A 19,897-nucleotide genomic window follows, 5' to 3' on the forward strand; every position below is an offset into this window, starting at 1 on the left:
TTCGGCATCATGCCCTCAGCGTGCCGCCGGTCTTCTTGGTGACCTCCGCCACGATCTTCGCGGCAACGGCTTCGATCTCCTGATCGGTCAGCGTCTTCTCGCGCGGCTGCAGTGTGACCGCGACCGCAATCGACTTCTTGCCGTCGTCGATGCCCTTGCCCTCGTAGACGTCGAACACGTTGACGCCGGTGATCAGCTTCTTGTCGACGCCCTGCGCGGCGCGGACGATGTCGGCGGCCTTCACGCCGCGATCGACGATGAAGGCGAAGTCGCGCGACACGGGCTGGAACGCCGACAGCTCGATCAGCGGCTTGGCGCGGGTCGGCTTCTTCTTCGCCTCCGGGATGCGGTCGAGAATCACCTCGAACACCATCAGCGGACCGTCAGCGCCGAGAGCCTCGAGCGCGCGCGGGTGCACCTCGCCGAAATAGCCGAGCACGTTCTGCGGGCCGATCTGGATCGTGCCGGAGCGGCCCGGATGCAGCCAGGCCGGTCCGCCGGACACGATCTGCAGCGCCTGCATCGGCGCGCCGGCGGCTGCCAGCACCGCCAGCGCATCGGCCTTGGCGTCGAACACGGTTGCCTGCGCCGAGCCCGTCCAGTGCCGGCCGAGACCTTCGGACGACGCGAAGCCGTGGCGCACGCCGCTGGCCGCCATGAACTGGTCCTGCGGACGATCGCCCTTGAAAACCTGACCGACTTCGAACAGCGCGACATCACTGACGCCGCGATTGGCGTTGGCCTGTGCGGCCGCGATCAGGCCCGCGAGCAGCGTCGGGCGCATGTCGGAGAGGTCGGACGCGATCGGGTTCGCCACTTCGAGCTCGCGCTGTCCGCCGCCGAACAGTTCAGCCGCACTCTTGGTGATGAACGACCAGGTCACCGCCTCGATGATGCCGCGGCTCGCCAGCGCGCGCCGCGCGCGGCGGGTGCGAAGCTGCAGCGGGGTCAGCACCGGCTTGCGCGCGTCGTCGCCGCGCTCGAACGGCGTCATCGGCACCTTGTCGACGCCGAAGATGCGGACGATCTCCTCGACGATGTCGGCCTTGCCGTGCACGTCGGAGCGCCACGACGGCACCGCGACCTTCACCACCGGGCCGGGGCCGGCCATCATGAAGCCGAGATGGGTCAGGATGCGCTTCATCTCCACCTGCGGCACCTCGATGCCGGAGAGACGCTTCACTTCCGTCACGGGGAAATCGATCACGCGGTCGTCGCCGAAGGCCTTGCCGACCACGACGTTCTCGGACGGCGCGCCGCCGCACATCTCCATCACCAGCCTGGTCGCGAGCTCGAGGCCGGGCACCATGAAGGCCGGGTCGACGCCGCGCTCGAAGCGGTAGCGTGCATCGGAGTTGATGCCGAGCTTGCGGCCGGTCTGGGCGATGTTGATCTCGTTCCACAACGCCGATTCGATCAGCACGTCGGTGGTGTTCTCGTCGCAGCCCGAGGCCTCGCCGCCCATGATGCCGGCGAGCGATTCGACGCCGTGCTCGTCCGCGATCACGCAGATCGCGGGGTCGAGATTGTAGGTGCGGCCGTCGAGCGCGAGCAGCGTCTCACCGTCGCGCGCGCGGCGCACGACGAGATTGCCCTTCACCTTCTTCGCGTCGAACACGTGCAGCGGGCGCGCGCGGTCGTAGGTCATGAAGTTGGTGATGTCGACCAGCGCGTTGATCGGGCGCAGGCCGATCGCGGTCAGCCGCTTCTGCAGCCATTCCGGCGACGGGCCATTCTTGACGCCGCGCACGAGGCGGAGCGCGAAGCCCGGACATAGCGTCGCGTCCTCGACCGTGACCTTCACGGGGCAGGGAAATTCGCCCTTGATCGGCTTGATCGTCGGGTCCTTGAACTTGCCCATGTCGGCGGCGGCAAGGTCGCGCGCGATGCCGTGCACGCCGGTGCAGTCCTGCCGGTTCGGCGTGAGGTTGATCTCGATCACGGGATCGCCGAGCGCGGCCCATTCGGCGTAGCCGGCGCCGATCGGCGCGTCCGCCGGCAATTCCATGATGCCGTCATGGTCGTTGGAGATCTGCAGCTCCGCCGCCGAGCACAGCATGCCGCGGCTCTCGACGCCGCGGATGGTGCCGATTCCGAGCGTGATGTCCTTGCCGGGAATGTAGGTGCCGGGGGGCGAGAACACGCTGACGAGACCGCTGCGCGCATTCGGCGCGCCGCACACGACTTGCACCGGCGCGCCACCGTCACCGGTGTCGACCATGCACACGCGCAGGCGATCCGCGTTCGGATGCTGCTCGGCCGAGATCACCTTCGCGATGGTGAACGGCTTCAGCGCCTTCGCCTTGTCCTCGATGTTCTCGACCTCGAGTCCGATCATGGTGAGCTTGTCGGCGAGCTTGTCCAGCGGCTCGTCGGTCTCAAGATGATCCTTCAGCCAGGAGAGGGTGAATTTCATGGCTGTGTGCCTCGGCTCTTGTCGGTGGAGTTACTTTGGTCGGTGCTAGTGTTCCCTCCCCCCTTGTGGGGGAGGGTCAGGGAGGGGGGTGAGCCGCGGGCTCCGGCTGAAGTGGCCTGGCGAATTGTCTCAACAACTCCCTCAAGGTTCGTCATCACCTGATCGTTGGTGAAGCGCAGAACCTGAAAGCCCTCGGCTGCGAAGAAAGCGTCGCGACGCTCATCCTTCTTCCGACGTTCCTCGAAATCGTGGGACTCTCCATCGAGCTCGATGATGAGCTTCGACGAGAAGCACACAAAATCGGCGATATAGCTTCCGATCGGAGTTTGGCGACGGATGCCGACACCATCCATACGGTTAGCCTTCAAATAGCGCCACAGCAGTGTTTCGGCGCGGGTCATCGCTCGCCGAAGCTGCTTGGCCCGGCTGCGCTGACGTTCGCTCACAACTGCGTGCGGCATCCGCGGCTACCCCCCTCCCTGACCCTCCCCCACAAGGGGGGAGGGAACGGAGAGAGTCTTCGCCGGCACGAGTCCGAGCGTCCTTGCTGCTGGTGCGATCGTATCCCAGCCGGCCGTCACGAGCTCAATCCCCCCGCAAGCGTTGGCACTTCGAGCGGCTTGAAGCCGTAATGGGACAGCCAGCGGACGTCGCTGTCGAACAGCTGGCGCAGGTCGGCGATGCCGTATTTCAGCATGGCGATGCGGTCGATGCCCATGCCCCAGGCAAAACCCTGGTACTCGTCGGGATCGATGCCGCAGGCGCGCAGCACGTTCGGATGCACCATGCCGCAGCCGAGAATCTCCAGCCAGTCCTCGCCCTCGCCGAAGCGGATCTCGCCCTTGTCGCGGCGGCACTGGATGTCGACTTCCAGCGACGGCTCGGTGAACGGGAAGAACGACGGGCGGAAGCGCATGTTGATGTGGTCGACCTCGAAGAACGCCTTGCAGAACTCATGCAGGATCCATTTGAGGTGGCCGAGATGCGAATGCTTGTCGATGACGAGGCCTTCGACCTGGTGGAATTGCGGCGTGTGGGTCGCGTCCGAATCGATGCGGTAGGTGCGGCCCGGGCAGATCACGCGGATCGGCGGCTTCTGGGTCAGCATCGTGCGCACCTGCACCGGCGAGGTGTGGGTCCGCAGCAGCATGCGCGAGCCGTCCTCCTTCGGATGGAAGAAGAAGGTGTCGTGCATCTCGCGCGCCGGATGGCCTTCCGGGAAGTTCAGCTTGGTGAAGTTGTAGTCGTCGGTCTCGATGTCGGGACCTTCCGCGACCGAGAAGCCCATGTCGGCGAAGATCGTGGTCAGCTCGTCCCAGACCTGGCTCAGCGGATGGATGCGGCCGGCCTCCGCCGGCGCATCGCGCAGCGGCAGGGTGACGTCGATGGTTTCGGATGCGAGCCGCGCATCGAGCGCCGCCGATTTCAGCACGTCGCGCCGGGCGGTGAGCGCCGCGGTGACCTTGTCCTTGGCGAGGTTGATCGCGGCGCCTTGCGTCTTGCGCTCGTCGGGCGACATCTTGCCGAGCGTGGCAAGCAGCGCCGAGATCGAGCCCTTCTTGCCGAGGGCTGCGACGCGCACCGCCTCGAGAGCGGCTTCATCGCCTGCGGCGGCGATCTGGTCGAGGATGGATGTTTCGAGCGTTGCGAGGTCGGACACAGTCAAATCCTTGGCTCTAAATTCGGCTGGGTTGTCGCCGCCCGAAGGCCGTAACGTCAAGCAAAAAGCCGGTCATTTCGGGCTGGGAACGGCTGGGTTGAACCTTGCGCGGGGGCGAGGGACCAACGGGGGTACGAGGAGACTTTATGTGATGCTTTCGAAATGCAGTCTGGCCGTTCTGGTCGTGGTTCTCTCGGTCGCCGGCACCCCTGCGCGCGCCATGGTCTGCATGGACAAGTCCATGACGCTGGACGAGGTCGTCGAGGCCATCGGCGCCCAGAAGAGCTGCGAAAGCGCGATGAAGCTGTTCGGGGATTGCCAATTGACCGCGAGCGGGGATGTCCAGCTCGGCGCCGCCGTCGAGAAGAAGTGCGAGGCGGACTTCCTGCCCGGTCTCAACACGGCGCAGCAGCAGGCTTACAAACGCGAGATGCGCGTTTGCGACCAGAAGTACCGGAACAAGTCCGGCACCATGTATCTTTCGTTCGCGGCTTTTTGCCGGGCGGAGGTCGCCCAGCGCTATTCGCAACGCGCGCTGAAGGCTGCGGGCCAGAAGGCCCGCTAGCGTCAGCCTCAGGCTGCGAGAGCGGCCTTGGCCTTCTCGGCGATCGCCTGGAACGCCGCGGGCTCGTTGATCGCGAGATCCGACAGCACCTTGCGGTCCACGGTGATGCCCGACTTGGCCATGCCGTCGATAAATCGGCTGTAGGTCATGCCGAACGGACGGACGGCAGCGTTGATGCGCTGGATCCAGAGCGCGCGGAAGGTGCGCTTCTTACGCTTGCGGTCGCGGAAGGCGTACTGCTGGGCCTTCTCCACGGCCGGCTTGGCGGCGCGGATGGTGTTCTTGCGGCGGCCGTAGAAGCCCTTGGCGGCCTTGTAGACTTTCTTGTGCTTGGCGTGGGCGGTCACACCGCGTTTGACGCGAGACATGACGAAATCCTTCAGAGATGACTTTGGTTATCGGATTGCCGCGGGATGCGCGGCACGGATGCAATGATCGTGGACGCGATCAGGCGTTCGGCAAGAAGTACTTCTTGACGTTGTCGCCGTCGGTCTTGAACAGCACGCGGGTGCCGCGGAGCTGACGGATCTGCTTCTTCGTCCGCTTGATCATGCCGTGACGCTTGCCGCGCTGGGCGTGCATCACTTTGCCGGTGGCAGTCACCTTGAAGCGCTTTTTGGCGCCCGATTTGGTCTTCAGCTTGGGCATTTGGCTCTCCTAATGGCCAAAGAAATCCGCCCGCGAAGGCGGCTGGCCGTCAAAAATGCTCGTTAGAGCGTTGATTGTGCTCAGGTTTTTGCGAACAAGCGCGAAACCCGCACGAAACACCGCCACGGCAGCCCTTAATCAGCCGGGCGATGAAGGCTGGGCTTATGACAGAGGACAGGCCGATTGGCAACGATGAACCGCCGAAACCTGCCCGCCGACTATTGGAGGTTGCCACCCCTCATGTCCAAGCCTTGTCGCCAGAAGCAGGACCAAAATGGCCCATTTCCCGCAAATTCTTTCCTCGCTGACCGATGTCGTCCGCCCGCGCCATCTGGCGCTGCTCGCCGTGCTCGTCACGGCCGGGCTGCCCTCGACTGCCGATGCCCGCGTCGGCGGCTATGACGGCGTCTGGAACGTCACCTTCGCCACCACCCGGGGCAATTGCAGCTCCGGCTACAGCGTTCCCTTCACCGTTGCCGGCAGCCGGGTCTCGTCCGCCGGCGGCGGCCGGGTCTCGGGCCGGATCAACCGTGGCGGCGCCGTGGCGGTCCAGGTCTCGGTCGGCGCCTCCCATGCGGCCGGCGGCGGCCGGCTCGCCGGCGTGAACGGCGCCGGCTCGTGGAAGGGCATCATTATGGGAGACCAGTGCAGCGGAACCTGGCAGGCGATCAGGACGTAAGATCGTTTTCAAGCAGACGGTGCGCTCCCTCCCCCGCTTGCGGGGGAGGGTTGGGGAGAGGGTGCCTCCGCAACGGGACAGTCCCCCAGAGGCGAAAGCCCTCACCCGGCGCTTCGCGCCACCCTCTCCCGCAAGCGGGAGAGGGTGGCGCAGCGCTCGCGGCTCGCATCTCGACCAAAACAAAACGGCCCGCCGGAGATCCGGACGGGCCGTTGAACGCTTGAAGTCCTGACGACTGCCGTCAGCGCGGCGCCAGCACCATGACGACCTGGCGGCCTTCGAACCGCGCGTCCTGCTCGACCTTGGCGAGCTCGGCGACGTCGGTCTTGATCTTGTCCAGCAGCTTGGTCCCGATCTCCTGGTGCGCCATTTCGCGGCCGCGATAGCGCAGCGTGATCTTGACCTTGTCGCCCTCTTCGAAGAACCGCTGCATCGCGCGCATCTTCACGTCGTAATCGTGGTCGTCGATCATCGGGCGGAGCTTGATCTCCTTGATCTCGACGATCTTCTGGCGCTTGCGGGCTTCGGCGGCTTTTTTCTGGGCGGAATACTTGTACTTCCCGTAATCCATGATCTTGCAGACGGGAGGGCTGGTATTCGGCGAAATCTCGACCAGATCCATGCCAGCTTCCTGGGCCATGCGGATGGCCACGACGGTCTCGACCGTGCCTTTGTTGTCACCGGTCTGATCGATCAGTTGGATCTGCGCATTGCGAATATCATCATTGATGCGCGGCCCGTCTTTGCTGGCAACGGGCGGGGCTTTATTGGGACGGCGAATGGGTGGTTCTCCAAAGTTGTGAAAGAAGGGCCTATTTTGAAGGAAGATGCGTTTGGCGGCAAGCTCGCTCGTACCGCAGTCGAAAAACCCTCAAATGCGAGGCATTTTGGTCACGGTTGGGCACGCCGACCGACATAGACACGTTGTTTCTGTTCCGCAAGCGTCCCAAAGGGCAATGCCGATGCCCGCCGTGCTTTCGAAAACAAGCCCGGACAGCTCAAACCGCACAGCCAGAGTAAACGTTCCATGACCGACACAATTCCTGATCCCGTGCCCGACTTCATCGATTTGGGCGAGGGCGCGTCCGCACGCAGGATCGCGGTGCGCCGCCGCGCCGGAAAAGGCCCTGGCCTGGTCTGGCTCAGCGGGTTCAAGTCGGACATGCAGGGCGGCAAGGCCGTGGCGCTCGACGCCTGGGGCCGCGACCACGGCCGCGCCGTGGTCCGTTTCGACTATTCCGGCCATGGCGAATCCAGCGGCGATTTCGCCGATGGAACCATCGGCAGCTGGCTCGAGGACAGCGTCGCGGTGTTCGAGCGGTTCTGTGAAGGCCCGCAAATCCTGATCGGCTCCTCCATGGGCGGCTGGATGGCGCTCCTGCTCGCGCGCGAGATCAGGAAGCGGCAAGAGAAACAGCAAGGCAAGGGCTCGCTCGCAGGCCTCGTGCTGATCGCGCCGGCGCCCGACTTCACCGAAGAGCTGATGTGGAAGACGTTCCCGGCCGAGGTGAAGAAGGAGATCGAGACCAGGGGCTTCTGGCTGCGGCCGTCGGAATACGGCGACGGCACGCCCTATCCGATCACGCGGAATCTGATCGAGGAAGGCCGCAACCATCTCGTGCTCGGCAGCGCCATCGATCTCGGCTGCCCCGTCCGCATCCTGCAGGGCGCGCAGGATCCTGATGTGCCCTGGCAGCATGCGTTCGCGCTGACGCATCGCCTGCCGGCCGACGACGTCGTGCTGACCCTGATCCAGGACGGCGACCACCGCCTCTCCCGCCCGCAGGACATCGCGCGCATTCTTGCCGCGGTGGCCGAGATCGGGTGAGATGTTTCCCTTCCTTCTCCCCTTGCGGGAGAAGGTGGCTTCGCAAAGCGAAGCCGGATGAGGGGTTGTCTCCGCATGCTCAAATGAGACCTGGTCTTGCGGAGACAGACCCCTCACCCGAGCGAATGCGTGTCAACGAGCGGAGCTGCCCTCTCCCGCAAGGGGAGAGGGCACAACAAAGAACACCGGGAGGCAATCCGATGACCGCCACCGCCATGCTGCGCGCCTTCTGCGATGCCGTCGAGCAGCGCAACGGCCGTGCGTTCGCCGACCTCTTCACCGAGGACGGCGTCTACCACGACGTCTTCTACGGTGCCTTCGCGGGCCGCGAGAAGATCGCCGCGATGATCGACGACTGGTTCTATCGCACGGCGACCGATTTCCGCTGGGACATGCATGATCCCGTGTCCGACGGCACCACGCTCTATGCGCGCTACACCTTCAGCTACAGATCAACCCTGCCGGAAGCGAACGGCGCGCGGGCGATGTTCGAGGGCGTCGCGATCATGACGCTGCGCGACGGCAGGATCGTGAACTACCACGAGGTCGCCAACACCGCGCCGGCGTTCGTCGATCTGAAGTTCGCGCCGGAGCGGATCGCGAAGATCGTCGCCAAGCAGGGCGCCGAGCTGAAGGCGCGGGGCGAGATGAAGCGGCATCTGGCGTAATGCACCGCTCTCTCATTCCCTCCCCCCTTGCGGGGGAGGGGCAGGGAGGGGGGTGGCCACGAACTCAGATCTCGCTTGTGGCTACCCCTCTCCCCCACCCTCCCCCGCAAGGGGGGAGGGAGCGCAGCGGTGCAAGCGGCTGATGTCTGCGATTCCAACTAAGGCGGCGGCACCTTCGTCATCGGCTTGCGCTGCGCCAGCGCGGCGACCGTGGCGGTGCCGATCGGGCCCTGTTCGTCGTAGAGCCAGCATTCGCCGATCGCGACGCCCTCGGTGGCCTGGTGGTTCACCACGTCGAAGCCGATCCAGTTCGTCACCGGCAGGCGGTGCAGATAGATCGTCACGTCGCTGTTGATGTAGCCGAGCCCCTTGTCGCCGGCATTGGCAAAGGGGCTGGCGAAATCCGCGCCGGTGGCGACATGGACGAACGGCGTCATCGGCACGCCGGCAACCAGCTCGCGCACCTCGCTCATCCACAGCCGGCGCTGGCCGAGCGAGCCCATGTGGCCGACGATGGGGCGCGTCGTCCATTTGCCGTTCATGCCGAGCCGGGGATCGGTGGGTTTTGGAATGTCTGCTGGCTTCGGCACGTCCCAGTTCGGCGGCGACCAGACATTGCCGTCGGGATTCTGCGTCTTGCGCAGCAGCTGGCACGAAGCGCGCGCCATGCTGACGCCGCCGGAGAATAATTCCGCCTCGACCACGCGGATGCGCAGGCCGTCACGCACCAGCCGCGTCGTCACCTCGATCGGCTTGTCGATGGTCGGCAGGCGGAACATGTCGACGGTGAGCCGCGCCGGCACGAATTCGGGACCGGAATGGCGCTCCTCGATGGCAAAGCCGAGCAGGCCGACGATGACGCGTCCGTGCAGCGATTTCGGGTCCCATGGACCGTTCGCGACTTCCGTCGGATGGAATGTAGCGCCCTCGCGGGTGAAGAAAGGCATGTTTGCTGTCATGCGCGCGACTTTGCGGGAATGGATGGGGAAATCAAGGGTGGTGAGGCGCACACCGTGGCCACAACAACGATGTCATCGCCCGCGAAGGCGGGCGATCCAGTACTCCGACGGCAGTGATGGAATCGAGAAGCCGCGGCGTGCTGGATTCCCCGCCCCAGTGCGCAAGCGCGCACAAGGCGGGGAATGACACCGAGGGTTAGGCGGCGGTCTGCCACTCCTCACGGACGCTGTCGTCGCGCTCGTCGGCAATGGCGTTTGCGCGAAGCGCCGCAAACTCCTCCCGCGTCACCAACTGTCCGAGCGCCCACACCGCAGCCCCGCGCACCAGCGGGCTTGCGTCCTCCAGCAATCGCCGCGCTTCCTCCGCCAGCGTCACCTCGCCCGAGTTGCCGATCGCGATCAGCACGTTCCGTAAGAACCGGTCGCGGCCGATGCGCTTCACCGGTGATTTCGTGAACAGCGCGCGGAACGCGGCGTCATCAAGTCGTGCGAGCTCCGCAAGACCCGGCGCACGCAGCTCGTCGCGCGCGGCGAGTTTTGCCTCGCGCCCCTCCTGCGCGAACTTGTTCCACGGGCATGCCGCGAGGCAATCGTCGCAGCCATAGATGCGGTTGCCGATGGCGTTGCGGAATTCGTGCGGGATCGGTCCCTTGTTCTCGATGGTGAGATACGAGATGCAGCGCCGCGCATCGAGCTTGTAGGGCGCGGGAAACGCCGCGGTCGGGCAGATGTCGAGGCAGGCCCGGCACGAGCCGCAATGATCGATCTCGGCGTCATCGCGCGGCAGTTCCAGCGTGGTGTAGATCGCGCCGAGAAACAGCCAGGAGCCGAACTCGCGCGAGACGAGATTGGTGTGCTTGCCCTGCCAGCCCAGATGCGCGGTTTGCGCGAGCGGCTTCTCCATCACCGCCGCGGTGTCGACGAACACTTTTACTTCGCTCGGCGCGGCCGCAACCAGCCAGCGCGCCAGCGCCTTCAGCCGCTTCTTGATCAGGTCGTGATAGTCGTCGCCCTGCGCATAGACCGAGATCGCCGCGCGCGTGCGCTCTTGCAGGATCGCCAGCGGATCGGAGTCGGGGCCGTAATTGACGCCGAGCATGATCACGCTGCGCACGTCTTGCCACAGCCCGCGCGGATCGACCCGGCGCTCCGGCTGCGCGGCGAGCCAGTCCATGTCGCCATGTCCGCCCGCGGCGATGAATTCCAGAAAATGCGCTCCGGCCTTCTCGATCGTGCCGGGCGCCGTGATGCCGATGCAGTCGAAGCCGAGCGCGCGCGCTTGCTCATCCAGCGCAGCACGGAGTCGATTAATGTCGATGCCGGATCTGTTCACCAATGTATCCACGGTCGTCATGGCCGGGCTCGTCCCGGCCATGACGACCTTGCTCGGCAGTCACAGAAATAGAAAGTGCGTGGATGCCCGGGACGAGCCCGGGCATGACGACCTTCATCAGAAATCCAGGTCCACGTAGGTCCGCGACGCCGGCACGCCGGCCAGCCATTCGCTCAGCAGCGGACGGAACGACGGGCGGGATTTCACCCGCGCGTACCACGCCTTTGCTGCGTCGTCCTCGCTCCATGGCACGTCGCCCAGATAGTCGATCGCCGAGAGATGCGCCGCGGCGGCGAGATCCGCGTAAGTGAGCCGGTCGCCGGCGAGGAAATTGCGCGTCTGCGCCAGCCAGCCGATATAGGCCAGATGATAGCGCACGTTGGCCTTGGCCGCGCGCATCACGTCGGCCGAGGGCGGGCCGCCGCCATTCTCCTCGCTCATGAAGCGCTTGTAGATGCGCTCGGTCACCAGCGGGTGCGAGACCTCCTCGAAGAACTTCTCGTTGAACCAGGCCATCAGGCGGCGCACCTCGACGCGCTCGCCGATTGTGTCCGGCATCAGACGCTTGGGTCCCATGCCGGTGCCATAGGCCTCGTCGACATATTCGGCGATGATGGCCGCGCCCGGGATCGGCGGCTGCTCGTCATCCACCAGGACAGGCGTCGTTCCCGCCGCATTGAGCAGCAGAAATGCCTCGCGCCGTTCCCAGCTGCGCTCTTCGACCAGCTTGAGGTCGAGCCCGTATTCGCCCGCGATCAGTCGGATGAAGCGCGAATGCGGGCAGAACGGATGATGAAACAGCGTAAACATGAAGCCTTTGACTATTTGATGGTGCTTAAGAATCCATCAATGTTTGTGCGGCGCCACACTAGTCCTTCAAAACCGCGAAGCAAGAGCGTGATGGCGCATTTTGCGATTGCGAGAGAAGGGGGAATAGGCGAGAAGAGCCCCGCTTTTCCAGCGGAAATGGACCGTAAATATGTCAGATGCAATACGGGCAGTGATCCTCGGCATCATCGAGGGTGTGACCGAGTTCCTTCCCGTGTCCTCGACCGGCCACCTGCTGCTGGCCGAGCGCTTCTTCCATCTCGGCGAGGGCGCGTTCTGGGATTCGTTTACCGTTCTGATCCAGCTCGGTGCGATCCTCGCGATCGTCGGCCTCTATTTCAGGAAACTGTGGGACGTCGTGGTCGGCTTCTTCACGGGCGACACCTATTCGCGGCGCTTCGTGATCGGCGTGCTGGTCGCGTTCCTGCCCGCTGTCGTCGTCGGCCTCGTCGCCGGCAAGTACATCAAGAGCGTGCTGTTCAATCCCTGGGTCGTCTGCTTCACGCTGATCGTCGGCGGCGCCATCCTGCTCTGGATCGACAAGCTCGACCTCAAGCCGCGCGAGCACGACGCCACCAAGTTTCCGCTGCTGATGTATCTCTATATCGGCATCGCGCAGTGCGTGGCCATGATCCCGGGCGTGTCGCGTTCCGGCGCCAGCATCGTCGCGGCGATGCTGCTCGGCGCCGACAAGCGCGCGGCGGCGGAGTTCTCGTTCTTCCTCGCCATTCCCACCATGATCGGCGCGTTCGCCTACGATTTCTACAAGAACCGCTCCGAGATGACGATGGACCACATGGGCATCATCGCGATCGGCTTCGTGGTGTCGTTCATCACCGCGATCATCGTGGTCAAGACGTTCCTGGGTTACGTCACCCGCCACGGGTTTGCGGTGTTCGCCTGGTGGCGCGTCATCGTCGGTACGCTCGGCCTGATCGCGCTGGCGCTTGGACGGTAAGATCTACCGTCCGCAGCCCGTAGCCCGGATGGAACGCAAGCGTAATCCGGGATCGTGCCACAAACGCTGTCGGCCCCGGATTGCGCTCCGCTCCATCCGGGCTGCGCGGCTTGCGCCCGCGCCCGGCCGTTAACTTCTCCGAAACTAGCCGACAGCCTCAACGCAATATCAGCTTTTGACCGGTAGGCAGTTTCCTGGCCAGGGCGGCGCGCGCCCGGCGCAGGAGCTGAACCATGACCCTCGTCAGCGGCTGGGGGCGTTTCCCGGTCGTCGATAGCGACGTGCTGCGCCCGCGCTCGTTCGAGGCGGTGGGCGAGGCCGTGGCGGCCGGCTCCGTGGCGCGCGGCAACGGCCGCGCCTATGGCGATGCCGCGATCGGCGCGGTCAGGACGATCGGAATGACCGGGTTCGACCGCATCAGGTGGTTCGATCCCGCAACCGGCCGCATCCGTCTCGAAGCCGGCGTGCTGCTGGCTGACTTGATCGACACCTTCGGCCCGCGCGGCTTCCTGCCCTTCGTCGTGCCCGGCACGCGCTTCGTGTCGGTCGGCGGCGCCATCGCCGCCGATGTCCACGGCAAGAACCATCATTGCGAGGGCGGCTTCGGCCGCCATGTCGAGAGCATCCTGCTGCGCACCGGGCAGGGCGAGACCATCGAGATCTCGCGCGAACAAAATTCCGATGCCTTCTTCGCGACCGTCGGCGGCATGGGCCTCACCGGTGTGATCCTGGAGGCGACGATGCGGCTGCGGCCGGTCGAGACCGGGTGGATCCGCGAGCGGGTGATCTCCGCATCCGATCTCGACGCGGCGATGCGCGCGCTCGATGCCGGCGATGCCGCGACCTATTCGGTGGCGTGGATCGATTGCGCCGCGCGCGGGCAAAATCTCGGCCGCTCGCTGATCTATCTCGGCGAGCACGCCGCAACAGGCGAACTTGCCGACGGCGCCGATGCATTTCCCCCCGGCAAGAAGCCGGGCCTCAGCGTGCCGATCGATCTGCCGTCGATGACGCTGAACCGCACCAGCATCCGCGCCTTCAACGAGCTCTATTACCGCATGGGCGCGCGGCGCGCCGGCACCAGCCATGTGGTCTCGCTCTATCCGTATTTCTTCCCGCTCGACGCGATCGCCGACTGGAACCGCATCTATGGCAGGCGCGGCTTCCTGCAGCACCAATGCGTGATTCCCCAAGACGGCGCGCGCGCCGTGCTCGGCGAGATCCTCGATCGCGTCGCCCGGCGCGGCGATGCTTCTTTCCTCGCAGTGCTCAAGAAGCTCGGCCAGGGCGACGGCCTGTTGTCGTTTCCACTGCCCGGCTACACGCTCGCGCTGGATTTCCCGGTCAAGGGCGACATCCTGAACTTCCTCGACGAGATCGACCGCCTGGTCGTGGCCGCCGGTGGAAGGCTTTACCTTGCCAAGGACGCGCGCCAGTCGCGCGCGACGTTCGAGGCCGGCTATCCCGCTCTGTCGCGCTTCAACGCGATCCGCAAGGCGCTCGATCCCGATGGGGTCATCCGCTCGAAACTTTCCCAACGCCTGTTCGATGAGGTCTAGGCCGTGACGTCACGCAAGACTGTTCTGGTGCTCGGCGGTTCCTCCGATATCGGCCGCGCTGCCGCGCGCGCCTTTGCCAAGGCGGGCTACGATGTCGGCCTCGCAGGCCGCGACGTTGCCGCGCTCGAGCCCGACGCGGCGGACCTGCGCGCGCGCTACAATGTCGAGGCGCGCACATTCACATTCGACGTGCTCGACACGGCGTCGTTCGACGGCTTCGTCGGCGGCCTTCCGGCCTTGCCCGACGTCGTCATCTCGATCGTCGGCCTGCTCGGCACGCAGGAGAGCGCGCAGAGCGATCTCGCGCACGCCACCACGATCATGCGCTCCAATTACGAGGGACCGTCGCTGATCCTCGGCCTGTTCGCGGAAAAATTCCTGGGGCGCGGCAGCGGCACGCTTGTCGGCGTGTCGTCCGTCGCCGGCGATCGCGGCCGCGCCTCGAACTATGTCTACGGCTCGGCCAAGGCCGGCTTCTCCGCTTTCTTGTCCGGCTTGCGAGCCCGCGCCAGCCGCGGCGGCGTCCACGTCGTCACCGTGAAGCCCGGCTTCGTGCGCACGAAGATGACGGAGGGCATGAAGCTGATCGGCCCGCTCACCGTCGAGGCGCCGGTCGTGGGCGATGCGATCCTTGCCGCCGTCGAGAAGAAAACCGACGTCGTCTATGTCAGCGGCAAATGGCGTCTGGTGATGCTGATCATCAAGACGCTGCCCGAGGCGGTGTTCAAGAAGCTGAAGTTTTGAGACCGCAGCCGCGGCGGCTGTGCGTTCCCTCGCCTCGCTCGCCCTACGAACTCGTCATGCCCGGCCTTGTGCCGGGCATCCACGTTCTTGGTGTCGCGAAGAAAGACGCGGATGGCCGGGTCAAGCCCGGCCATGACGGCGGAGAGAAAGGGCCGTTACGCGCTCTTGCGCTGGAATTGGCCCTGCGGACGGAAACGCCAGAGATATTGCGGGGCGATCGCTTCCAGCGAATCGGCGGTGATGCCGAGGCCGTCCAGCGTCAGGCCCGCGGCCTTCGCCGCATCCGACACGATGTTGTCGCGCTCGAGCAGCGTGACCTGGTCCGGCGTCAGCTTGAACGCGCCGGGGGCGAATTGCAGGAAATTGGCCTGGAAGCGGGCGAGGCCGAACGGCAGCGGCGCCAGCATGCGCTGGCGGTCGGTGATTTCCAGGATCGCCTCGATGATCTCGCGCATGGTCAGCACTTCCGGCCCGCCGAGCTCGTAGGTCGCGCCGGCCTTGGCCTTGCCGTCGACGGCATCGGCGATCGCGGTGGCGACATCGCCGACATAGACCGGCTGCATCTTCGTCTCGCCGCCGATCAGCGGCAGCACCGGCGACATCCGCGCCAGCGCAGCGAAGCGGTTGGTGAACTGGTCCTCGGGGCCGAACATCACGGAGGGGCGGAAGATCGTGGCCGACGGCACCGCGGCCAGCACCGCCGCTTCGCCGGCCGCCTTGGCCTTGGCGTAGCGCGAGGGCGATTCGGCGTCGGCGCCGATCGCGGAGACGTGGATCATGCGCGCCCCGGCCGCCGCGGCCGCCTTGGCGACGGTCTCGGCGCCCTTGGCCTGGACGGCGTCGAAGGTCTGCGCTCCGCCCTCGGCCAGCACGCCCACCAGGTTGATCACGATGTCCGAATCACGCAGCGCCGCCTCGACCGAGGCCGGGTAGCGCAGATTGGCCTGGACGACGTGGACCTGGCCGACCTTGCCCGACGGCTGGAGGTATCCGGCTAGTTCCGGCCGCCGCACCGCAACACGGACCCGGTAGTCCCGCCGGCACAGCGCGCGGACGACATTCCGGCCCAAAAACCCCGATCCGCCGAAAACCGTGACGAGAGTTTCCAGATTCGATGCCATGGGAGCCAATCCTGCAGGAAGAGTGCGTGATATCAGGCTTCTACCGGGCCGGTTTGCGATGCGCAATCCGCATCGCCAAAACCGGCCAAGCATGAATTGACAACGGCGTCACCGAACCGTAGTAACCGCCTCCGTGCCCCAAACGGCATGCCCAGGTGGTGGAATTGGTAGACGCGCTGGCTTCAGGTGCCAGTGGCTTAACGGCCGTGAAGGTTCGAGTCCTTTCCTGGGCACCATTTTTCTCTTTGGATGCCCCTCGAGGCGCAATCCCAAGGTTAGCGGGCGGTCACCCGACGCGGCCCTGAAGGGCCTGATGCGCAACAATGTTGCGGACCCGATCGCCAAGAATCGATCGGTGCCCGGCTGACGCCTTCTTCCCATTGGACGCGACGACAACGATATTGGTCTCGACGGACCCTTTAGGATTGTGATCTCGTTGGCAAAAGGGCCGAAGGGATTCGGGACGATGGCAACACTCGACATTAGTCGCCTGACGCCGAAGGAACGGCTCGACCTCATTGGCGAGCTCTGGGACAGCCTCTCCGCGGCTGACGTACGGTTGACCCCGGCGCAGGAAGCCGAGCTCGATCGTCGGCTTGCGACTTTTGATGCGGACCGCCGTGAAGCAGTTCCCTGGGAAGACATTGAAGCCGAGCTTGATCGCCGGTCACGATAAGTGGCCCGGCTGCTATTTACGCAAGCGGCGCGAGCCGACCTTGCCGATGCCGTCCGCTGGTACGACACTCACGCTCCGCATGTTGTACCGCAATTTCGCGATGCCTTGCGCGCCGCGCTGAACCGGGTCGCGGAGAATCCAAAGCAGTTTCCGCCGACCTCGAAGAATACCCGCCGCGCTTTGCTTCGACGTTTCCCCTACATTCTGGTGTTTCGTGAAACGCAGGATGCCGTCTATGTCGTTGCGGTGTTTCACACGAGTCGTGATCCCCTGATTTGGAAACGCCGCTCGTAGCTCCAGGGATCGCTAAAGCGTCAGGCCTCCCCCTCACACCACGCTTTTCCCAGCCCGCTCCGCGACCGCCCTCTGCACGAAATACATCATCACCAGCGTGATGAGGGTCGTCATGACGACGACGTAGCCGATCCGGTCGAAATGGATCAGCGAGCCGTCCGCCGCCTGCGCGATGATCGCGCCGGCGAGCACCGAGCCGAGGCCGCCGGAGAGCTGCTGCAGCGAGGCGCTGACCGCGCTGAAGGAGCCGCGCTGGCTCTGGTCGGGGATCGCCGACATCAGCGCCTGCGACGGGATCATGCGCGAGAAGATGCCGATGAACATCAGCACGTTGACGGTGATCGCGGTCGTGAGCGAGACGTGGCCGAGATGGGTGTAGATCAGCACCATGATTACGGTCATCGCGCAGCCGAACACGAAGGTCGGATATTTGCCGAACGCGTCGCTGGCGCGGCCGACCAGCGGCCCGGTGACGATGCTGAACAGGCCGGAGACGAGATAGATCGTCGGCAGATGCAGCATGTCGATGCCGAGATTGTGCACGGTGAAGGCGCTGGAGAACGGCATCAGCATGTAGCCGCCGGTCGCGAGCAGCGTCGTGACCGCGAAGGCCAGCGTGTAGCGCGGCTCGAACACCGTCGCGATCAGATGGCGGAACGGATTTCGGTCCTGCTTCAGCTTCAGATGCGCGTCGACCGGCTCCATCACGAAGGCGATGACGGCGATCGTGACGATCGACAGGCCGACGATCGCGACGAAGCAGACCTGCCAGCTCCAGTGATTGGCGAGAAACAGCCCGGCGGGAATGCCGAGCACCTGGCTTGCGGCGAACGCGGTTTGCACGAAGCCCATCACGCGGCCGCGCAAGTGCAGCGCGAACAAATCGGTGATGATGGCCAGCACCACCGAGCCGATCACGCCGCCGAACAATCCTGTGACGATCCGGCCGATCAGCAGCACATGGTAGTTCTGCGCCATGGCGCAGAGCAGGGTGCCGAGCGTGAAGCCGACATAGAAGAAGAGCAGCAACCGCTTGCGGTCGAAGCGATCGGCGAAGCCGGCGGCGAGGATGCCTGAAAGCCCCGCGCTGAATGCGTAGGCCGACACCGCGACGCCGAACTGGGCGGCCGTGATGTCGAGCGCCGGCATCAGGATGGCGCCGAGCGGCGACATGATGATGAAGTCGAGGATGATCGTGAACTGCGTGAACGCCAGCAGCGCGATGAGGAGCGACTGGTAGCGCGAAAAGCCGCGCTGGGTTTGCGGTTGGTCGTCGAGAGGCGCGGCGAGCGTCCGTTCGGTCATGGCACCTGGTTCATCGCGAGTGGGGAGAGACATTGGCAGATAGGGTGGGCCGGAACGATGTCCACGGGGCGCACGCCAAAAGCTGTGCCGGAACACGAAGCTCCCGCCCGGTTGTGGGATCCGGGCAACAGCCCGGCGGCCCGGGCGGCTCCCTCGTCCGGCCGAATTAAGCCGCCCTTAGCGAATGCCCCCTAGGCTCGCGGGCGTCCATTTCCCTGCTCCCCGGTCCTCTCAGCTTCTTGGAGCCGGTTGGTTCGCGGTCAATAGAGCGTTTTCGGATGGAGCAGCCTGCCCGGCAGTACGTTTCCAGCGTGCCCGAGCCGTCGGCGACGGTGGCGGCGGCGCGGACGCTCGTGATCGATCTCGAAGGCGCCCTGCTGCGCTCCGAGCTGCTGATGGAGGCACTGTTCTCCAGCCCCGGACGCATGCTGGCCCGCTTCGGCGCGGGCGGACAAGCGGGCATGGCGGCGCTCACCGAGATCCTGGCACGGGCCAGGATCGACTACGCTCACGTGCCCTATGATTCCGATGTGCTGAACCAGGCGCTGGCGGCGCGGGCACGGGGTGAGAAGATCTATCTCGTCGCGGGCCGCTTCGCCGGTCATGCGGCGGCGATCGCGGCGCATCTCGGCTTCGACGGCGTCGTCACGCCGGCCGATCTCGCAGCCGGCGACACCCTGCCGTTCGATCGCGCCTCGATCGCACGCATCGACAGCCGAAGCAGCAGCCGTGCAGGTTTCAAGACCTGGGCGAAGGCGCTGCGGGTCTATCAATACGCCAAGAACACGCTGGTGTTCGTGCCGGCGCTGACCGCGCACCAGATGAATTTTGCGACGCTCGGCTACGCGCTGCTGGCGTTCCTGGCCTTCTCGGCCTGCGCCTCCGGCGCCTATCTGATGAACGATCTGCTCGATCTCGCCGCGGACCGGCAGCATCCGACCAAGCGCCACCGCGCGCTCGCGGCCGGTGATCTCAAGATCTCGTCCGCGCTGCTTGCGATCCCCGCGCTGTGGCTGTTCGCGGTCGCAGCCTCCCTCTTCATCTCGCCGCTCTTCCTCGGCGTGCTCGGCGCCTATCTCGCCACCACCATCGCCTATTCGCTCGTGCTCAAGCGCAAGATGCTGGTCGACGTCGTCACGCTCGCCGGCCTCTACAGCCTGCGTATCGTCGCCGGCGCCGTCGGCGTCGGCGTGGTGCTGTCGGAATGGCTGCTGATCTTCTCGCTGTTCGTGTTCACCTCGCTCGCTTTGATCAAGCGCTTCAGCGAGCTCAGCATGCGCGAGAGCGCCGGCCTCGCCGATCCCTCCAATCGCGACTACAGGGTCACCGACCTGCAGATCATCGCGGCGATGGCGGCGGCGAGCGCGATGAACGCGGTGACCGTGTTCTCGCTCTATGTGTCATCAACCGCGGTGACGCCGCTCTACAGCCGCCCCTGGCTGCTGTGGCTGATGACCCCGCTGCTGCTGTACTGGTTCGGCCGCGCCCTGATGATGGCGCATCGCCGCGAGATGCCGGATGATCCGATCATCTACGCCTTCCGTGACGGTCCGAGCCGCACCGCGGTCGCGGCGATGATCTGCATCATGCTGGCCGCGATCTGAGCGGACGCTTGCGTGGCCTGCCCCGAGTGGTTACATCGCGGGCAATCCGAAA

General features: G+C 65.3%; 21 protein-coding genes and 1 tRNA gene. 11 read left to right on the plus strand and 11 right to left on the minus strand.

Annotated elements, in window-relative coordinates; translation table 11 throughout:
- Positions 1–7: 7 nt before the first annotated feature.
- The 3 genes from pheT to pheS form a co-directional block, all read right to left on the minus strand.
- Positions 8–2,416, minus strand: a complete 2,409-nt coding sequence (gene pheT / locus JQ617_RS22215) for a phenylalanine--tRNA ligase subunit beta (RefSeq protein ID WP_212028136.1) — start codon at positions 2,414–2,416, stop codon at positions 8–10.
- Positions 2,413–2,862, minus strand: a complete 450-nt coding sequence (locus JQ617_RS22220) for an endonuclease domain-containing protein (RefSeq protein WP_349630639.1) — start codon at positions 2,860–2,862, stop codon at positions 2,413–2,415. Before JQ617_RS22220 ends, pheT begins: the two co-directional genes overlap by 4 nt.
- Before the next feature lie 131 nt (positions 2,863–2,993).
- Positions 2,994–4,076, minus strand: a complete 1,083-nt coding sequence (pheS, locus tag JQ617_RS22225) for a phenylalanine--tRNA ligase subunit alpha (RefSeq protein ID WP_212028138.1) — start codon at positions 4,074–4,076, stop codon at positions 2,994–2,996.
- Positions 4,077–4,227: 151 nt separating this feature from the next.
- On the opposite strand from pheS, the gene JQ617_RS22230 reads away from it, so the two are divergent.
- Positions 4,228–4,641 carry a hypothetical protein gene (locus JQ617_RS22230; RefSeq protein WP_212028305.1) on the plus strand — a complete coding sequence of 138 codons (414 nt, stop codon included), beginning with the start codon at positions 4,228–4,230 and terminating at the stop codon, positions 4,639–4,641.
- An 8-nt stretch (positions 4,642–4,649) separates the two neighbouring features.
- Here JQ617_RS22230 and rplT read toward each other — a convergent pair whose 3' ends face one another.
- Positions 4,650–5,009, minus strand: a complete 360-nt coding sequence (gene rplT, locus JQ617_RS22235) for a 50S ribosomal protein L20 (protein WP_063685649.1) — start codon at positions 5,007–5,009, stop codon at positions 4,650–4,652.
- A gap of 79 nt (positions 5,010–5,088) precedes the next feature.
- On the minus strand, positions 5,089–5,289 hold the full coding sequence (gene rpmI / locus JQ617_RS22240; protein WP_008539890.1) for a 50S ribosomal protein L35: 201 nt from the start codon (positions 5,287–5,289) through the stop codon (positions 5,089–5,091).
- A 274-nt stretch (positions 5,290–5,563) separates the two neighbouring features.
- On the opposite strand from rpmI, the gene JQ617_RS22245 reads away from it, so the two are divergent.
- On the plus strand, positions 5,564–5,968 hold the full coding sequence (locus tag JQ617_RS22245; RefSeq protein WP_063685651.1) for a hypothetical protein: 405 nt from the start codon (positions 5,564–5,566) through the stop codon (positions 5,966–5,968).
- A gap of 241 nt (positions 5,969–6,209) precedes the next feature.
- On the opposite strand, the gene infC is transcribed toward JQ617_RS22245, so the two are convergent.
- Complete coding sequence (gene infC, locus JQ617_RS22250; protein WP_082884999.1) at positions 6,210–6,749, minus strand: translation initiation factor IF-3; 540 nt, start codon at positions 6,747–6,749, stop codon at positions 6,210–6,212.
- A 246-nt stretch (positions 6,750–6,995) separates the two neighbouring features.
- On the opposite strand from infC, the gene JQ617_RS22255 reads away from it, so the two are divergent.
- On the plus strand, positions 6,996–7,796 hold the full coding sequence (locus tag JQ617_RS22255) for an alpha/beta hydrolase (RefSeq protein WP_212028139.1): 801 nt from the start codon (positions 6,996–6,998) through the stop codon (positions 7,794–7,796).
- Between the two features lie 200 nt (positions 7,797–7,996).
- Entirely contained in the window at positions 7,997–8,464 is a 468-nt protein-coding gene (locus JQ617_RS22260) for a nuclear transport factor 2 family protein (protein WP_212028140.1), read from the plus strand.
- A gap of 158 nt (positions 8,465–8,622) precedes the next feature.
- Here JQ617_RS22260 and JQ617_RS22265 read toward each other — a convergent pair whose 3' ends face one another.
- From JQ617_RS22265 to JQ617_RS22275, 3 genes are all read right to left on the minus strand, one after another.
- Entirely contained in the window at positions 8,623–9,411 is a 789-nt protein-coding gene (locus JQ617_RS22265; RefSeq protein ID WP_212028141.1) for an acyl-CoA thioesterase domain-containing protein, read from the minus strand.
- Between the two features lie 208 nt (positions 9,412–9,619).
- The gene (gene queG / locus JQ617_RS22270; protein WP_249157365.1) at positions 9,620–10,777 is read right to left on the minus strand and encodes a tRNA epoxyqueuosine(34) reductase QueG; all 1,158 of its coding nucleotides are present in this window, start codon (positions 10,775–10,777) and stop codon (positions 9,620–9,622) included.
- A 96-nt stretch (positions 10,778–10,873) separates the two neighbouring features.
- On the minus strand, positions 10,874–11,566 hold the full coding sequence (locus JQ617_RS22275; RefSeq protein ID WP_212028143.1) for a glutathione S-transferase family protein: 693 nt from the start codon (positions 11,564–11,566) through the stop codon (positions 10,874–10,876).
- A gap of 169 nt (positions 11,567–11,735) precedes the next feature.
- Here JQ617_RS22275 and JQ617_RS22280 point away from each other — a divergent pair, with 169 nt between their 5' ends.
- The 3 genes from JQ617_RS22280 to JQ617_RS22290 all read left to right on the plus strand — a co-directional run bounded on the left by JQ617_RS22280 (position 11,736) and on the right by JQ617_RS22290 (position 14,845).
- Positions 11,736–12,542 (plus strand): undecaprenyl-diphosphate phosphatase, encoded by an 807-nt coding sequence (locus tag JQ617_RS22280; protein ID WP_212028144.1) that lies wholly within the window; start codon positions 11,736–11,738, stop codon positions 12,540–12,542.
- Positions 12,543–12,775: 233 nt separating this feature from the next.
- A complete protein-coding gene (locus JQ617_RS22285; protein WP_212028145.1) occupies positions 12,776–14,101 on the plus strand; it encodes an FAD-binding oxidoreductase in 1,326 nt (441 codons plus the stop codon).
- A 3-nt stretch (positions 14,102–14,104) separates the two neighbouring features.
- Entirely contained in the window at positions 14,105–14,845 is a 741-nt protein-coding gene (locus JQ617_RS22290) for an SDR family oxidoreductase (protein WP_212028146.1), read from the plus strand.
- Between the two features lie 155 nt (positions 14,846–15,000).
- Here the strand turns inward: JQ617_RS22290 and JQ617_RS22295 are convergent, their stop codons facing one another.
- The gene (locus JQ617_RS22295; protein ID WP_212028147.1) at positions 15,001–15,966 is read right to left on the minus strand and encodes a complex I NDUFA9 subunit family protein; all 966 of its coding nucleotides are present in this window, start codon (positions 15,964–15,966) and stop codon (positions 15,001–15,003) included.
- 149 nt (positions 15,967–16,115) lie between these two features.
- Here JQ617_RS22295 and JQ617_RS22300 point away from each other — a divergent pair.
- The 3 genes from JQ617_RS22300 (at position 16,116) to JQ617_RS22310 (ending at position 16,936) form a co-directional block, all read left to right on the plus strand.
- Positions 16,116–16,202 (plus strand) — tRNA-Leu (locus JQ617_RS22300).
- 230 nt (positions 16,203–16,432) lie between these two features.
- The gene (locus JQ617_RS22305; protein WP_212028148.1) at positions 16,433–16,642 is read left to right on the plus strand and encodes an addiction module protein; all 210 of its coding nucleotides are present in this window, start codon (positions 16,433–16,435) and stop codon (positions 16,640–16,642) included.
- The gene (locus JQ617_RS22310; protein WP_212028149.1) at positions 16,643–16,936 is read left to right on the plus strand and encodes a type II toxin-antitoxin system RelE/ParE family toxin; all 294 of its coding nucleotides are present in this window, start codon (positions 16,643–16,645) and stop codon (positions 16,934–16,936) included.
- A 33-nt stretch (positions 16,937–16,969) separates the two neighbouring features.
- Here JQ617_RS22310 and JQ617_RS22315 read toward each other — a convergent pair whose 3' ends face one another.
- Positions 16,970–18,241 (minus strand): MFS transporter, encoded by a 1,272-nt coding sequence (locus JQ617_RS22315; RefSeq protein ID WP_212028150.1) that lies wholly within the window; start codon positions 18,239–18,241, stop codon positions 16,970–16,972.
- Between the two features lie 278 nt (positions 18,242–18,519).
- Here JQ617_RS22315 and JQ617_RS22320 point away from each other — a divergent pair, with 278 nt between their 5' ends.
- A complete protein-coding gene (locus JQ617_RS22320; protein ID WP_212028151.1) occupies positions 18,520–19,845 on the plus strand; it encodes a UbiA family prenyltransferase in 1,326 nt (441 codons plus the stop codon).
- Positions 19,846–19,897 lie beyond the last annotated feature (52 nt).

This window comes from Bradyrhizobium sp. KB893862 SZCCT0404, from assembly GCF_018130885.1.
In the GTDB taxonomy this organism is placed as follows: Bacteria; Pseudomonadota; Alphaproteobacteria; order Rhizobiales; family Xanthobacteraceae; genus Bradyrhizobium; species Bradyrhizobium stylosanthis.

Coding starts and splice junctions, on each gene's coding strand:
- JQ617_RS22275 (WP_212028143.1), bottom strand. CDS start 11,566: ATGTTTACGCTGTTTCATCATCCGTTCTGCCCGCATTCGCGCTTCATC.
- JQ617_RS22265 (WP_212028141.1), bottom strand. CDS start 9,411: ATGCCTTTCTTCACCCGCGAGGGCGCTACATTCCATCCGACGGAAGTC.
- pheT (WP_212028136.1), bottom strand. CDS start 2,416: ATGAAATTCACCCTCTCCTGGCTGAAGGATCATCTTGAGACCGACGAG.
- JQ617_RS22260 (WP_212028140.1), top strand. CDS start 7,997: ATGACCGCCACCGCCATGCTGCGCGCCTTCTGCGATGCCGTCGAGCAG.
- queG (WP_249157365.1), bottom strand. CDS start 10,777: ATGACGACCGTGGATACATTGGTGAACAGATCCGGCATCGACATTAAT.
- JQ617_RS22280 (WP_212028144.1), top strand. CDS start 11,736: ATGTCAGATGCAATACGGGCAGTGATCCTCGGCATCATCGAGGGTGTG.
- JQ617_RS22245 (WP_063685651.1), top strand. CDS start 5,564: ATGGCCCATTTCCCGCAAATTCTTTCCTCGCTGACCGATGTCGTCCGC.
- JQ617_RS22315 (WP_212028150.1), bottom strand. CDS start 18,241: ATGACCGAACGGACGCTCGCCGCGCCTCTCGACGACCAACCGCAAACC.
- rplT (WP_063685649.1), bottom strand. CDS start 5,009: ATGTCTCGCGTCAAACGCGGTGTGACCGCCCACGCCAAGCACAAGAAA.
- rpmI (WP_008539890.1), bottom strand. CDS start 5,289: ATGCCCAAGCTGAAGACCAAATCGGGCGCCAAAAAGCGCTTCAAGGTG.
- JQ617_RS22230 (WP_212028305.1), top strand. CDS start 4,228: ATGCTTTCGAAATGCAGTCTGGCCGTTCTGGTCGTGGTTCTCTCGGTC.
- JQ617_RS22295 (WP_212028147.1), bottom strand. CDS start 15,966: ATGGCATCGAATCTGGAAACTCTCGTCACGGTTTTCGGCGGATCGGGG.
- JQ617_RS22320 (WP_212028151.1), top strand. CDS start 18,520: ATGGAGCAGCCTGCCCGGCAGTACGTTTCCAGCGTGCCCGAGCCGTCG.
- JQ617_RS22305 (WP_212028148.1), top strand. CDS start 16,433: ATGGCAACACTCGACATTAGTCGCCTGACGCCGAAGGAACGGCTCGAC.
- JQ617_RS22285 (WP_212028145.1), top strand. CDS start 12,776: ATGACCCTCGTCAGCGGCTGGGGGCGTTTCCCGGTCGTCGATAGCGAC.
- JQ617_RS22255 (WP_212028139.1), top strand. CDS start 6,996: ATGACCGACACAATTCCTGATCCCGTGCCCGACTTCATCGATTTGGGC.